Source organism: Kineosporia corallincola, assembly GCF_018499875.1.
Taxonomy (GTDB): domain Bacteria; phylum Actinomycetota; class Actinomycetes; order Actinomycetales; family Kineosporiaceae; genus Kineosporia; species Kineosporia corallincola.
Genome location: NZ_JAHBAY010000003.1, coordinates 543,077 through 557,247, shown reverse-complemented (window position 1 = coordinate 557,247; position 14,171 = coordinate 543,077). Strand labels below are relative to the sequence as shown.

At 72.0% G+C, this 14,171-nt stretch carries 14 protein-coding genes; 10 read left to right on the top strand and 4 right to left on the bottom strand.

What is annotated here, in order from left to right:
• Positions 1 to 845: 845 nt before the first annotated feature.
• Positions 846 to 1,469, bottom strand: a complete 624-nt coding sequence (locus KIH74_RS09800) for a nitroreductase family protein (protein ID WP_246571932.1) — start codon at positions 1,467 to 1,469, stop codon at positions 846 to 848.
• 61 nt (positions 1,470 to 1,530) lie between these two features.
• Here KIH74_RS09800 and KIH74_RS09795 point away from each other — a divergent pair, with 61 nt between their 5' ends.
• From KIH74_RS09795 to KIH74_RS09785, 3 genes are all read left to right on the top strand, one after another.
• Positions 1,531 to 4,182 (top strand): bifunctional acetate--CoA ligase family protein/GNAT family N-acetyltransferase, encoded by a 2,652-nt coding sequence (locus KIH74_RS09795; protein ID WP_214155492.1) that lies wholly within the window; start codon positions 1,531 to 1,533, stop codon positions 4,180 to 4,182.
• An 85-nt stretch (positions 4,183 to 4,267) separates the two neighbouring features.
• Entirely contained in the window at positions 4,268 to 4,876 is a 609-nt protein-coding gene (locus KIH74_RS09790) for a DUF5998 family protein (RefSeq protein WP_214155491.1), read from the top strand.
• A gap of 2 nt (positions 4,877 to 4,878) precedes the next feature.
• Positions 4,879 to 5,976, top strand: coding sequence for an alkaline phosphatase family protein (locus KIH74_RS09785; protein WP_214155490.1), 1,098 nt, complete (start codon positions 4,879 to 4,881; stop codon positions 5,974 to 5,976).
• A 55-nt stretch (positions 5,977 to 6,031) separates the two neighbouring features.
• Here the strand turns inward: KIH74_RS09785 and sepH are convergent, their stop codons facing one another.
• Positions 6,032 to 7,276, bottom strand: coding sequence for a septation protein SepH (gene sepH / locus KIH74_RS09780; RefSeq protein ID WP_214155489.1), 1,245 nt, complete (start codon positions 7,274 to 7,276; stop codon positions 6,032 to 6,034).
• 296 nt (positions 7,277 to 7,572) lie between these two features.
• Here sepH and KIH74_RS09775 point away from each other — a divergent pair, with 296 nt between their 5' ends.
• Entirely contained in the window at positions 7,573 to 8,718 is a 1,146-nt protein-coding gene (locus KIH74_RS09775) for a ferrochelatase (RefSeq protein WP_214155488.1), read from the top strand.
• Complete coding sequence (locus KIH74_RS09770) at positions 8,715 to 9,569, top strand: inositol monophosphatase family protein (protein ID WP_214155487.1); 855 nt, start codon at positions 8,715 to 8,717, stop codon at positions 9,567 to 9,569. Before KIH74_RS09775 ends, KIH74_RS09770 begins: the two co-directional genes overlap by 4 nt.
• A gap of 76 nt (positions 9,570 to 9,645) precedes the next feature.
• On the opposite strand, the gene KIH74_RS09765 is transcribed toward KIH74_RS09770, so the two are convergent.
• Complete coding sequence (locus KIH74_RS09765) at positions 9,646 to 9,873, bottom strand: hypothetical protein (RefSeq protein ID WP_214155486.1); 228 nt, start codon at positions 9,871 to 9,873, stop codon at positions 9,646 to 9,648.
• 595 nt (positions 9,874 to 10,468) lie between these two features.
• On the opposite strand from KIH74_RS09765, the gene KIH74_RS09760 reads away from it, so the two are divergent.
• Positions 10,469 to 10,768: a DUF4193 domain-containing protein gene (locus KIH74_RS09760; protein WP_052533293.1), complete on the top strand. Its 300-nt coding sequence runs from the start codon at positions 10,469 to 10,471 to the stop codon at positions 10,766 to 10,768.
• A 31-nt stretch (positions 10,769 to 10,799) separates the two neighbouring features.
• On the opposite strand, the gene KIH74_RS09755 is transcribed toward KIH74_RS09760, so the two are convergent.
• Complete coding sequence (locus tag KIH74_RS09755) at positions 10,800 to 11,306, bottom strand: DUF3093 domain-containing protein (RefSeq protein WP_214155485.1); 507 nt, start codon at positions 11,304 to 11,306, stop codon at positions 10,800 to 10,802.
• Positions 11,307 to 11,457: 151 nt separating this feature from the next.
• On the opposite strand from KIH74_RS09755, the gene dut reads away from it, so the two are divergent.
• The 4 genes from dut to KIH74_RS09735 all read left to right on the top strand — a co-directional run bounded on the left by dut (position 11,458) and on the right by KIH74_RS09735 (position 14,149).
• Positions 11,458 to 11,904, top strand: coding sequence for a dUTP diphosphatase (gene dut / locus KIH74_RS09750; RefSeq protein ID WP_372492029.1), 447 nt, complete (start codon positions 11,458 to 11,460; stop codon positions 11,902 to 11,904).
• The gene (locus KIH74_RS09745) at positions 11,904 to 12,656 is read left to right on the top strand and encodes a DUF3710 domain-containing protein (protein ID WP_214155483.1); all 753 of its coding nucleotides are present in this window, start codon (positions 11,904 to 11,906) and stop codon (positions 12,654 to 12,656) included. Before dut ends, KIH74_RS09745 begins: the two co-directional genes overlap by 1 nt.
• 270 nt (positions 12,657 to 12,926) lie before the next feature.
• Entirely contained in the window at positions 12,927 to 13,352 is a 426-nt protein-coding gene (locus tag KIH74_RS09740) for an OB-fold nucleic acid binding domain-containing protein (RefSeq protein ID WP_246571930.1), read from the top strand.
• A complete protein-coding gene (locus KIH74_RS09735; RefSeq protein ID WP_214155482.1) occupies positions 13,352 to 14,149 on the top strand; it encodes a DUF3159 domain-containing protein in 798 nt (265 codons plus the stop codon). Before KIH74_RS09740 ends, KIH74_RS09735 begins: the two co-directional genes overlap by 1 nt.
• Positions 14,150 to 14,171: the final 22 nt, after the last annotated feature.

Genomic DNA, 14,171 nt, shown 5'->3' with positions numbered 1-14,171 from the left:
GAAGGTGTTCACCGGCCCCGGCCTGCGTGGCATCAGGACGACGTGCCGTACGCCCGCTCAGTCGCGGTCGTCCCGTGCGGGCGCCTGGTCCGGGTTCTGCTCGTTGCGCTTCGGCTGGGTCTCCACCTTCTGGGCGGGACGACGGTGCCGGGCCTTGAGGATCTTCGCCATGGTTCTGTGCTCCTTGGGATTTCGGTGGTGGGGGAGGGGTGGGGGTCAGTCGCGGTCGGCGGCGGGGGCCGGCTGCTGGTTGTTCTGGTTGTCCTTGCGCTTGGCCGGGGTCTCCGGCTTGGCGACGGGGCGGCGGTCGCGGTTCTTCAGGATCTTGGCCATGGTGTTTCTCCTCTTCGTCGCTGCGACTGCTGTTTCGCTGTCGTGAGAAGAACTCTGCCGGTCGTTCCTGGCAGAACGGCGACCGAAACCTGGAAGAAACATCTGACAGCGCAGGCACATTCGCGATCGTCGCCAAAACGCGGGCGGGGCCGGTGAGCACCCGAAGGTGTTCACCGGCCCCGGCCTGCGTGGCGTGGGGAGAAGGGTCAGTCGCGGTCGCCCTGCGCGGGCGCCTCGTCCCGGTTCTGCTCCGTGCGCTTCGGCTGCGGGTCGACCTTCTGAGCGGGACGACGGTGCCGGGCCTTCAGGATCTTCGCCATGGTGTCTCTCCTCTTTCGTTGGTGCGACCGCTGTTTCGCTGTCGTGAGAAGAACTCTGCCGGTCGTTCCTGGCAGAACCACCCGCAGAACCTGCGAACGCCCCGTGACAGGTTCCGACAGCTCCCGGACAGCTCGCCGCCCGCTCACGGCGGTTCACGGCGGCTCACGGTGGGTCATGACCGGCAGGCGGCCTCAGGCCTGGAACGGCTCGCCGAACACACCGTCGTGCGCCACCTCCGGCACACCGCGCCGCCCCCGGCGCAGCGAGGGCGACTTCCGGTCGGTGCCCGGCGCCGGCGGGTGACCCAGGCTGATCACCCCGACGATGCGGCGCCCCGCCGGGATCGCGAAGGCCTCCAGCACCTGCTCACGCCGCTGTGGCGGCACCCCGAAGAAGCAGCCGGCCAGCCCGGCGTCCACCGCGGCCAGCAGGATGATCATCGAGGCCATCCCGGTGTCCACGTCCCAGTAGGGCACCGGCCAGCGGGCCTCGTCGCGATCGGTCCAGCCCTTGTCCGGCTCGGCGTAGCGGTCCAGGTAGGCGTCCCGGTCGGACAGACACAGGATCAGCGCGGGTGCCGTGCGCATGCCCTCCAGCCAGCGGTCCGGTGCGCCGTCCCCGCTCGTCGCCGCCCAGAACCGGTCCACCTGACCGGCTTCGCTGAGCACGACGAAGTCCCACCCCTGGCTGAAGCCCGCGCTGGGGGCCCGGACCGCGAGGTCCAGCAACCGGGCCAGAACGTCACGGGACACGGGGCGGGCCGGATCGTAGGTGCGCACCATCCGCCGGGAGCGGACGACGTCCTCAAATTCCATGCAGCGAGACTAAGGACAGAAGTCCTGGAGTGCGCCACGGGTGACTGCGTAGCCTGGTGCGGTGGGCCGGCCGGAGTATCCCCTGCACTGGGAGGCAGACGTCGTGCTGCGTGACGGCGCGACCGCCCACCTGCGCCCGATCACCGCCGACGACGCCGACGCGCTCCAGCGCTTCCACGTGCACCAGTCGCCGGACTCCACCTACCTGCGCTTCTTCGCCCCGATGCCCCGCCTGTCGCCGCGCGACCTGCACCACTTCACCAACGTCGACCACCGCGACCGGGTGGCCCTGATCGCCCTGCTCGGCTCCGACATCGTCGGTGTGGGCCGCTACGACCGGCTCGACGTCGGCTCGGAGTCGGCCGAGGTGGCGTTCAACATCAGCGACGCGCACCAGGGCCGGGGCATCAGCTCGGTGCTGCTGGAGCACCTGGCCGCCGCCGCCCGGGAGAACGGCATCCGCCGGTTCGTGGCCGACGTGCTGCCGCGCAACCGCAAGATGCTGGCCGTGTTCCGTGAGGCCGGATACGAGCTGATCTCGAAGTTCGACGACGGCGTGATCGAGGTCGAGTTCATCATCGACCCCACCGAGCGCTCGCGGGCGGTGATGGAGGCCCGTGAGCACCGGGCCGAGGCCCGCAGCATGGAACACCTGCTCAACCCCTCGTCGGTGGCGCTGATCGGGGCCAGCCGGCGCACCGCCACGGTCGGGCACCGGCTGCTGGCCGACCTGGTCGCGGGCGGGTTCACCGGGCGCCTGCACGTCGTGCACCCGGAGGCCGACCAGTTGCTCGGCCTGCCCACGGTCAGGTCGCTCGCCGACGTCGCCGAACCCGTCGACCTGGCCCTGATCGCCATCCCGGCGGAGGGTGTGCTCGACGTGGTGGCCGAGTGTGCCGAGCACGGCGTGCGCGGAATGATCGTCGTGTCCAGTGGTTTCGCCGAGACCGGTGACGAAGGGCTGGCGCGGCAGCGAGAGCTGGTGCGGCTGGCCAGGTCCCACGGCATGCGGGTGGTCGGGCCGAACTCCTGGGGGCTGATCAACGCCGCCGGGGCCACCCGGCTCAACCTGTCGCTGATCCCCGACCTGCCGAAAGAGGGCCGCCTGGGGCTGTTCTCGCAGTCCGGTGGGCTGGCCGTGGCGGTGCTGGACGCGGTCGAGCGGCGCGGTCTGGGGGTGTCCACGTTCCTGTCCGCGGGCAACCGGGCCGACGTCTCCGGCAACGACTGCATGCAGTACTGGGAGGAGGACCCGGCCACCGACGCCGTCGGCCTGTATCTGGAGAGCATCGGCAACCCGCGGAAGTTCTCCCGCATCGCCCGCCGCCTGGCCCGCACCAAGCCGGTCATCGTGCTGAAGTCCGGCCTGTCGAGTTTCGGTGTGCCGCCAGGGCATTCGGTGCGCCCGAGCACCGCGCCGCGGGAGGCCTTCGACGAGATGCTGCGGCAGTCCGGCTGCATCCGGGTGCAGACCGTGGCCGAGATGCTCGACGTGGCCCAGCTGGTGATGAACCAGCCGATGCCGGCCGGGCCGAACGTGGCCATCGTCGGCAACAGTGACGCGCTGGGCACCCTGATCGCGGACGCGTGCGTGGCGGCCGGTCTCGTCGTCGTCCACAAACCCGTCGCCCTGCACCCGCAGGCCGACCCGGCACAGTTCCGCGCGGCGCTGACCGAGGCGTTCGCCGCCCCGGACGTGCAGGCGGTGGTGGCCGCCTTCATCCCGCCGATCGCCACCGAGGCCGGGGAGGTCGCCCGCGCGCTGTCCGAGGTGTCCGCCGCATCACCCGAGATCCCGGTCGTGGCCTGCTTTCTCGGGGTGCACGGGGTGAACCGGGCGCTGTCGAACCCGCGGCCCATCCCGTCGTACCCCACCCCCGAGGAAGCGGTGCGGGCACTGGCCAAGGCCGAGTGGTACGCCCGCTGGCGCCGCCGCGACCCGGGCCGCCGGTTCGACCCGCAGGACGTGGACGTCGACCTGGCCCGGCTGGTGGTGGCCGAGGCCCTGGCCCGGGTGCCCGGCCAGGACAGCGTGCGCCTCGGCCCGGACGCCTCGGCCCGGTTGCTGGCCGCCTTCGGCATCACCCTCTGGCCGCGCACCCCGGTGGCCACGCCGCAGGAGGCGACGGCCGCGGCCGGCCGGATCGGCTATCCGGTGGTGCTCAAGACCACCGCGCCGCACCTGCGTCACCGGGTCGACCTCGGGGGAGTACGGCTCAACATCGACGACGACGAGGAGCTGCTCGCCGACTTCGCCCAGATGCGGCAGACCCTCGGCCCGCTGGAGGCCGACCAGCTGGTGGTGCAGCGGATGGCGGAGCCGGGCGTGGCCTGTGTGCTGCGCACGGCGGAGGACCCTCTCTTCGGTCCGGTCGTCTCGTTCGGCCTGGGCGGCGACGCGGTGGGCCTGCTGGGTGACGTGTCGCACCGGATCCCGCCGCTGACCGACGTGGACATCTCCGACCTGGTGCGCTCGGTGAAGGCCGCGCCCAAGCTGTTCGGCCACAAGGGTGCGGCGCCGGTCGACGTGCCCGCGCTGGAAGACGTGATCGGGCGACTGGCCTGCCTGGCCGACGAGCTGCCCGAGGTGGCCGAGCTGGAACTGAACCCGGTGGTGGTGGCCGGGAACGGCCTGGCCGTGCTGGACGCGGAGATCCGGCTGGCCCGGCCGATCGAGCGGGCCGACACGGTGCGCCGGGAGCTGCCCTCCTGACCCGTCCGGGCGTCGTCCCGGGCGACACACCCGCCGGAGAGGCGTGCCCTGCGCCGGGTCCATGCCGGAGTGACAAGATGGGGCAATGCGTGAAGGACCCGGGGCCAGCAAGGTCAGCGAGACCAGTGGCCTGCCCGACGAACTGGTCGCCGACGTGGAGCGTGCCGGGTTCTACCCGGCACTGGTGCTGCACGCGGTAGACGTCGCCATCGCCGGGGAACCGGTGGTGTCGTACCTGGTGCAGCAAGAGACCACCTTCGACCGGGTGGAGGTGCGGCGGCACGTCACCGTGCTGTCGCTGACCCCGACCCGGCTGGTGGTGGCGCACGCCGACGACCACGACCCGGACGCCCTCAGCCCTGAGCCCTACGCCTCGGCCTCCACCGAGGCCGTGCCGTTGGGCAAGGTCACCTCGGTGGTGCTGTCGCACGCGGTCACCTCGCCGGAGAAGTACCGGGCCGGCGCCGTGCCCCGTGAGCTCAGCCTCACCATCGGCTGGGGCTCGCTGACCCGCGTCGACCTGGAGCCCGCCTCCTGTGCCGACCCGGACTGCGAGGCCGACCACGGTTACACCGGCACGGTGGCCGCCGACGACATCACCGTCCGGCTCTCCGCCGAGGCCGAGGGCGAGGCGGCGGTGCGCTCGGCGGCGGCGTTCGCCCGGGCCCTGTCCGCGGCGACGGCCAGATCCTGAGCGTGCGCACACTCGCCGACGTCCTGCCCGCGGCCGCGCTCAGCCTGGAGCCCAAGGGCCGCAAGGGCGGTCTGCTGCCGAAGGCCCGCACCGTGGTGGTGCTGCTCGTCGACGGCCTGGGCGACCAGCTCCTGGCCGCCAGTCACGGGCACGCCCCGTTTCTGCGGCGTCTCCGGCAGAACCCGCACTCCACCACGCTGACCTCGGGCTTCCCCAGCACCACGGCCACCAGCCTGGGCATGCTCGGCACCGGTCTGCTGCCCGGCGCGCACGGCCTGGTCGGGCTGGAGGTGCTCGACCCGGACCGCGACCAGGTGTTCAACGAGCTGATGTGGGACCCGGCCGTGGACCCGCGCCGCTGGCAGCCGGCACCCACCGTGTTCGAGCAGGTGGTGGCGGCCGGGCGGGACGTGACCCGGATCGGCCCGGCCTTCTTCGACGGCTCCGGCCTCACCGAGGCGGTGCAGCGCGGGGGCCGGTTCGTGCCCGCCCAGTCGCTGGAGGAACGCGTCGAGGTGGCGATCGCCGCCGCCCGCCGGTCCAGGTCGTCGCTGATCTACGTGTACTGGGGCGACCTCGACAAGATCGGCCACGAGCAGGGCTGCCGCTCCTGGAACTGGACCGGTGAGCTGGAACGCGTCGACGCCTGCGCCCAGCAGCTCGCCGCGGGCCTGCCGGCCGACAGCCTGATGGTGGTCACCGCCGACCACGGCATGGTCGACGTGCCGTTCGAGAACCGGCTCGACCTCGCCACCGAACCCGAACTGCTCACCGGGGTGCGGCATCTCGGCGGCGAACCGCGATCGCTCCAGCTCTACTGCGAAGACGGCGCGACCGACGACGTGGCGGCCGCCCTCACCGCCCGGCTGGGCGACGACATGATCGTCGTCACCCGCGAGCAGGCCGTGGACGAGGGCTGGTTCGGCCCGGTGTCGTCGCACGTGCTGCCACGCATCGGCAACGTGGTCACCGCCGCCACCGGTCCGGTGGCCGTGGTCGACTCGCGCACCGCCCGGCCGCAGACTCTGCGCCTGCTCGGGTTGCACGGCTCACGCACCAGCGTGGAGACCGAGATCCCGATGCTGGTGGCCCAGAGCTGAAAAATGATGGACGACGCCGGGCCGTGCGGTCCGCGTCGTCCATCATTTTTGCAGGTCAGTCGCGCCGCTGCCCGAACACGATGTCGTCCCACGACGGCACACTGGCCCGCCGCTGCTTGCGGTTGCCGGCCGGCCGACGCCCGGCCGGAACCGGGGTCTTCTCCTCCTCGGCCGCGTCCACGTCGACCACCCGGTCCGGCTCGGCCCCGTCCTGCTCGCGCTCGGCCCGCTCGGCCTCGGCGCGCTCGCGGCGCTCCCGTTCGGCGCGCTCGCGTTCCCGCTCGGACCGCTCGCGCTCGGCGCGGTCCCGGTCCAGGCGGTCCCGGTCCTTGCGGTCGGCGCGCTCGGCGTCGGCCCGCGGCTGCTGGTCCTCCTCCTGCTCCACGTCGAACACCGTGTCGGCGTCGGGCAGCACCAGCACCTCGCCGTCGCGCGCGTCCTGGGGACGCGACCGCGCCGGGTGGGCGGCCGGCGGCTCGCCCAGCTGTTCGCCGCGGCTGAGCAGGGAGTCGATGGCCTCACGCACCGGGTCGCCGTGACCCGAGCGCTCGTCGTCGGTGAGGGCGCGGCTGCGCCGGCCCCGGCGCTCGCGCAGCGTGTCGAGCAGGTTGACGGCGGCGGGCTCCTCGTAGGGCGCGCGGGCCTCCGCCTCGTACGGCCGGTCGCCCGGGCGCACCGTGGACAGCCGGCGCATGCTGCCGGTGCCCGGGGCCGCGGTCTTCTCGGCCGGCGGCGGCTCCTCGTCGGTCAGCCAGCGGGCCTCGTCGTTGTGCGCCGTGACCTGGCGCAGGCTGGCGTTGTAGAGCCAGCGCGCCTGCCGCAGCGTGGAACCGGCGACGAACTCGAGAGCGAGCACCCAGAGGTTGTCGTCGCCGCGCCAGGCGTCCCAGGACGCCGAGTCGGAGTCCACCTCACGGGCCGCGAGCCGCTCGCTCACGGTCTCGCCCAGCGACAGCGACTCGCCGCCACCGCGGCGCACCCGCACCCGGCGGGCCTGCTCGGCCACGTACTCCCGTTCGGCCAGCACCGGGCCCTCGTACTTGCGCACGTGCTCCAGCGACAGCCCGGCGGTCTCCGCCACCTCTTCGGCGGTCTCGCCCGCACGGATGCGGGCCTGGATCTCCCGGGGGCGCAACCGGCCCTCGGACTGGATCTGGATCTGGCTCAGGCGGGCGCGATCGCGACGGATCGCCGCGCGCAACGCGTCGTCCACCCGCAACCGGAAACGCTGGCCGTTCGGACCCGCAACGAGGAGGTGTTCTCCGTCTTCGTGGACGCCGACGAGCGAAAGATCTTCCATGTTCACTCCCTCCGGCAACCGCGACCTGCGTGAAGACTGTGCCACTTCGTACCTCATCGGCGAAGCACATGGGTGGGCGAGTCGGGCCCGATTTCGGTGACCGGGCGAATCCACAGGCGAGCGGCCCACCCCCGGCAGGGGGCAGGTGTTGTCGAAATCACTAGTTTGTCGATCCTGGGGAGCAGTTCGATTATGGACGGCGAAGGGCCCCTGACGTGGGTAGTGACACGCCCGGGCGGCGGTCGGAGAGCGCACCCGGGCGCGCGCGCCCGGCCCCGGCTTGGCAGGATCTATCCGTGAGCTCCTTGAAGCCGTACGACGCCGTCCTCCTGCTCTCCTTCGGCGGCCCCGAGGCCCCGGACGAGGTGATGCCGTTCCTGGAGAACGTGACCCGGGGCAAGGGCATCCCCCGCGAGCGGCTGGCGGAGGTCGCCGAGCACTACCTGCACTTCGGCGGCCGCAGCCCGATCAACGACGAGAACCGGCAGCTGCTGGCGAACCTGCGCGAGCAGCTCGCCGCCGCCGGTGCCGGCGACACCCCGGTGCTGTGGGGCAACCGCAACTGGGCACCGTTCACCACCGACGTGCTGCGCGAGGCGCACGAGGCCGGGGCCCGGCGGGTGCTGACCGTCGTCACCAGCGCCTACCCCAGCTACTCCGGCTGCCGCCAGTACCGTGAGGACCTGGCCGACGCCCTCATCACCCTCTCCCACGAGGGCCGCAGCCTGCGCGTGGACAAGGTGCGGCAGTACTTCGACCAGGACGGCTTCCTCCAGCCGGTGGCCGACTCGATCACCGAGGGGCTCCGGTCGCTGCCGGCCGGCGCGCGCATCGCCTTCGTGACGCACTCCATCCCCGACACCATGGAGAACGCGTCCGGCCCCGAGGGCAACGCCTACACGCAGACCCACCTGGCGGCCTGCGAGGCGGTGGCCGCCCGGCTGGGCGTGGAGACCGTGCCGGAGTGGGACCTGGTCTACTGCTCGCGTTCCGGCCCGCCGTCCCAGCCCTGGCTGGAGCCGGACATCGGCGACCACCTGAAGCAGATCAAGCAGGCCGGCGCGACCGGCGTCGTGGTGGTCCCGATCGGGTTCGTCAGCGACCACATGGAGGTCGTGTTCGACCTCGACACCGAGGCCGAGGAGATCGCCCGCGAGCTGGAGCTGCCGTTCGTGCGCGCCGCCACGTCGGGCCGGGCGGTGGAGTTCGCCGGCTCGCTGGCCCAGCTGGTGCTGGAGCGGGCCGCCGCCGAGCGCGGCGAGAACCCGGAGCGTCCCTCGAAGGCCGGTCCCGGTGCCTGGCACGACGTCTGCCCGGCGAACTGCTGCACCAACACGCGCAACCCCGACCGGCCCGCGGCCTGCGGGGTGGACTGGGTGCTGCCGATCGACCGGACCGCCGAGGCACAGGCCGGCGCACGTCAGCCGGAGGCCAGCCGATGAGCCACGACGTCGCCGCCCTGCGGGCCCTGGCCGAGAGCGCGGCCCGGGCCGGGGGCGACCTGATCCGGGCCGGCCTGGCCGAGAACGGCGCCGCGGCGCGGGCGGTGGAGGAGACCAAGTCCACACCCACCGACATCGTGACGGCCATGGACCAGGCCGTGGAGCGGCTGCTGCGCGACCGGCTGGGGGCGGCCCGCCCGCACGACGGCCTGCTCGGCGAGGAGGCCGGCTACACGCCCGGCGGCTCCGGTCTGAGCTGGGTGCTCGACCCGATCGACGGCACGGTGAACTACCGCTACGGCATCGACGCGTACGCGGTCAGCGTGGCGGTGGTCGAGGGTGACCCGACGGTGGACGGCGCCTGGACGCCGGTCGCGGCGTGCGTGCACAACCCGGCCACCGGCGACACCTGGACGGCCGGTCGCGGCCTGGGCGCGCAGCTGGCGCCCGGTGACGGCTCGGCGCCGCGCGAGCTGCGGATGGGGACCCCTCCGGAGCTGGGGCAGGCCCTGGTGGCCACGGGCTTCGGTTATGCCGCCGTCCGGCGGGCCGGTCAGGCCCGGGTGCTGACGGGGGTGCTGCCGCAGGTGCGGGACATCCGGAGGATCGGCAGCGCGGCCCTGGACCTGTGCGGCGTGGCGACCGGCACGGTGGACGCGTTCTACGAGCGGGGTGTGCACGTCTGGGACATCGCCGCGGCCACCCTGGTGCTGATGGAGGCGGGTGGCGCGATCAGCGGACTGCGTGGCGCACCGGCCGGCGGTGCCATGGTCGTCGGAGCGGCGTCACCCCTTCTGGAGGGGATCTGCGACGTCCTTGGGCAGCTGGACGCCGACTCCGACCCGACCTGATCCGGCTCGTACCCGGGCTCGCACCCGGTGTGTGTCCGGCCTGACCTGACGGAACCTCGGGCTCCCGGTCTCCCAGCTAGGCGGTCGCCCCACGCGGGCCCTGGGGGACCGGGAGGCCGTAGGCGCTGAGCGACTCGGCCACCCCCTCCAGGGCGATCTGGTGGTCGGCGGCGACCCGTGCGATCGACTCGATCTGTCCGAGCGAGACATTCACGAGGTACTCGTCCCCGGTGTCCTGAGCTTCGCGGAGCCAAACCAGGGCCTCAGCCGCACGGCCCCTGATCTGCGCGACGAACTCGCTCATTCAATTCTCCCTCACTCGCCCCCGAACGATGTCCGGCGAGCCCTTCGGCGCCGGAAGCCATCTCCTCCGACGCTGGTGCATGGTCGGCCGCCCGGGTGAGGACATACTGCGTAACACCCGTGCAACGTCTGTGAGACGCACTGCACCGCGCGACACTCTACGTTCAACTCTGCGTGGTCGAACAGGTCAGTCCGGTTGCATGTGCTGACCGGCTCGGGAACATTTCGTAACGATCACCCGTTAGGCGCTCCGTCTGACGACGGAGGGTGAGCGGTGATCCTGTCCGAGATCCGAAATCGTTGTGGTTCTCCGGGGTGGCGGGATGGTCAACGGGCCCCGACTGGTGCACAATCCCTGCCGCGAGAGCGGGCACAAATCCGGCCCCGGGCGCGTTAGTCCACAGTCCGGTAGCAACGACCTTGATTTTGCAGGGCGCGGGCACCGCATTCGGCGCAACACAGCACCACCGGCAACACCAGCAACGACCAGCAATCCCGTTCTCATGGGGGGAAACGCGGCCTGGACCGGCTCCGCATGCGGAGGCGGCGCCAGGGCACGTCCTCGTGAGTTCCATACCCCGGAGCGTGACCTAACGATGGCAACCGACTACGACGCGCCGCGCAAGACCGACGACGACCTCAACGAGGACTCGCTCGAAGAGCTGAAGGCCCGACGTGTGGACAAGTCGGCCGGCTCGGTCGACGAGGACGAGACGGAGGCGGCGGAAGGCTTCGAGCTGCCCGGCGCCGATCTCTCCAACGAGGAACTGTCCGTCCGGGTGCTCCCGCGCCAGGCAGACGAGTTCACCTGCATGAGCTGCTTCCTGGTGCACCACCGCAGCCAGCTGGCCGGCGAGAAGAACGGCCAGCTGATCTGCAAGGAGTGCGCGGCCTGAACCGAGTGTGTGGGGCGCACGGGCTCCGGAACTAGGAGCCCAGCGCCCGCACCCACTCCTGTGGTTTGCGGGTGGAGATCAGCCAGTACGGCGTGGGGTCCTCCGGGTCGTTCAGCGTGACCCGGATCCCGGTGCGCACCCAGCCACGGGTGCAGAGAAAGGCCCGGGCATCGAGCTCCACCCCGTGCGCCACCCGCATCTGACCGGCGTCCAGCGGCTCCACCTTCGCGATCAGTGACGCCGGCACACTGGCCCGCCCGGCCGAGAACACGCCCTTCGCCAGCTCCACCTTCGGCGTGAGGGTGACGATGAGCGCCACCGCGAGCACGGCCGTGACCACCCCGGTGATCACGGCGAAGGTGGTGTTGACCGGGCCGGGGATCAGGCCGAACGACGCCCCGAGGGCGACCAGCAGGACCCACAGCGCCGGAGACGGCCACAGCGTCTCGCTCAGCTGCTTCTTCGTCTGGGGTGCCGCGGCGGGAGCCTGCTCACCGGCGGCCTTTTCGTCAGCGGCCTGCCGCTGGTCCGAACTCATAGGCTCCAGCTTCCCACGCCCGCCCACCCCGCGTGCGGCTGGTGGTGCGGTGCGCTGGCTACGCTGTCCCACCGTGAGCACGTCTTCCGCGCCGGCCGGCGCTCTCGGAGAAGGTCCCGGCTGGCAGGGCTTTGCGCCCGGCCAGGTCGAGGTGCTGCTGCGGCGGCTGGATCCAGGGGTTCCCGTTCCCGGTTACTCGCACCCCGGGGACGCCGGGGCCGACCTGGTCACGGCGGTCGACGTGACCCTGGCACCGGGCGAGCGGCAGACGGTCCCGACCGGTGTGGCGATCGCCCTGCCGGACGGTTACGCAGCTTTTGTTCATCCCCGATCGGGCCTGGCCGCACGTTTCGGGTTGACGGTGGTCAATGCGCCCGGCACGGTCGATGCGGGTTATCGCGGTGAGATCCGGGTCACCCTGCTGAACACCGACCGGGACACGCCGGTGGTGCTGCGCCGGGGCGACCGCATCGCGCAGCTGGTGGTGCAGCCGGTGAGCCGGGCGTACTTCGTCGAGGCGGAGCGGCTGCCCGGCTCCGCACGGGGCGAGGGCGGCTTCGGGTCGACGGGCTTGGGAACGCAACGAGGAGAACACTGATGAGCTGGTTCCGACGCAACAAGGGGGACGACGCCTCCGGCGTCGACGAGCAGGACAGCGCGTCCCCGGGGGCGGACGGTGCCGACGCGGCGCCCGAGACCGCTCCCGCGGGTCCCACGGACGTGTACGACCGCTCCCAGGGGCCCTGGGACGAGTCCGAGGCCGACGCCGAGGGCACGTACATCGATCTCGGCGCGCTGAAGCTCCCGGCCCGGGAGGGCACGATCCAGCTGCGTCTCGAGATCGAGGAGGAGACCAGCAAGGTGATCGCCGCCACCGTGCAGCTGGACGACTCCGCGGTCCAGCTCCAGGCCTTCGCCGCGCCGCGCACGGCCGGCATCTGGGACGAGATCCGCGGCGAGATCGCGGCCAGCGTGTCCCGGCAGGGTGGCGAGGTGGACGACGTCCCCGGGGTGTTCGGCCGGGAGCTGCTGGCCAAGGTGCCCGCGCGCACCCCGGACGGCCGCACGGTGCTCCAGCCCGCCCGGTTCTCCGGCGTCGACGGCCCGCGCTGGTTCCTGCGGGCGGTCTTCCACGGTGCCGCGGCCCTGGACGAGAAGAAGGCGCTCGACCTGGAGAACCTGGTGCGTGACACGGTGGTCGTGCGGGGCAGCGAGGCGATGGCCCCGCGCGAGCTGCTGCCGCTGCGGCTGCCCGACAACGCCCAGGCCGAGGGCGAGAACGCCGAGGGCGAGCAGCAGGACGCGCTGCGCCCGCCGGAGCGGGGCCCGGAGATCACCGAGGTCCGCTGACCCGGATTCGCCCGCTTCACCTGCGCTGAACTCAAACTGCACTCTGGTCGTACCGATGAGCCGTCCCGCCGTAGCCACGCCCGTGGTCACGGCGGGGCGGCTCTCGTGTGAGCGTCAAGAGATGATCAAGCTTCCCTGTGAAAATGGGAATAGAATCTGAAACAGCTTGTTGTGCAGGAGTTCGCCAGACCGGAAAAAGTGCGTATGGCCACTCTTCCAACACCCGGCGGGCGGACGGAAAGCCGGTCGGAGATGGGTACTCTGAAAACCGTGGGTAAGCAGATCACAGAAGATCAGGCTCCGGCCGCGACGGCCGGGCCGGCCGAGCGGTTCGGGCTCCGCCGGGCGATCGCCCGGTTCACCGCTCCGCAGAGCGTCGTGCACGCCGACGAGGAGCGGGCGCAGGCCGTGAAGCTGGGCGGCACCCCGATCGCCCAGCTGAAGGCCCGGGAGCCCGCGATGGTCTGCGGCACCCTGCGCGCCGTCACGCTGCGCCCCCGGGCCGGCGTCCCCGCGCTGGTCGCGGAGCTCTACGACGGCAGCGGCAGCATCTCCGTCATCTGGCTGGGCCGCCGCCACATCGGCGGGGTCGAGCCGGGCCGGCGCATCCGGGTGCAGGGCGTGGTCTGTGAGGCCAGCGGCACCGCCACCATCTTCAACCCGCGGTACGAGCTCGTCCCGGGCACCGGCTGCTGATGCCGGACCAGCGCGGGCACGCGCCCGTCCCGGGGGAGTCCGACCAGCACCACCACCATCACCACCTGACCGAGCAGGCCGGGCACGTCGCGGAACACGCGGCCGAACATGCCGCGGAGCGGGCCGGCAAGGGTGGGTTCGCCGCCGCCGTGGCCGCCGAGTTCGACCTGAAGAAGGTCATCGGCGGCCCGCGCGGCGTGGTCGAGTCGGTGCTGCCCTACACGGTGTTCTCGATCGCCTTCGCCATCACCAAAGACGTGCGCACGTCGGTCTACGCGGCGCTCGTGCCGCTGGCCGTGCTGATCGTCTGGCGGCTGATCGCGCGCGAGCCGCTGACCCAGGCGATCGGCGGCGTGTTCGGCATCCTGCTCGGCGCCTTCGTGTCCCGGCAGACCGGACGGGCCTCCGACGTCTTCCTGATCAGCATCGTCAAGAACGGCGGGTCGGCGCTGCTCGGCATGGCCTCGATCGCGGTCCGCTGGCCCATTGTCGGGGTCTTCGTCGGGCCGCTGACCGGTGAGAACTTCACCTGGCGCCGGCATCCGGCGCGCTACCGGGCCTACGTGCTGGCCACCTGGATCTGGGTCGGCATGTTCCTGATCCGGGTCGCCGTGCAGGTGCCGCTCAGCCTCAACGACCAGACCGTGCTGCTCGGCCTGCTGAACGGCCTGGTGCTGGGCATCCCGCTGTTCGCCGCGGCGATCTGGCTGATCTGGCTGGTGCTGCGCGCGGTGCCCACGATCAAGATCACGGACGGCGCCGAGCCCGTCGCGGGCTCGACGTCGTCCTCAAGCTAGAAGCACGCTGAACCTGAACCCC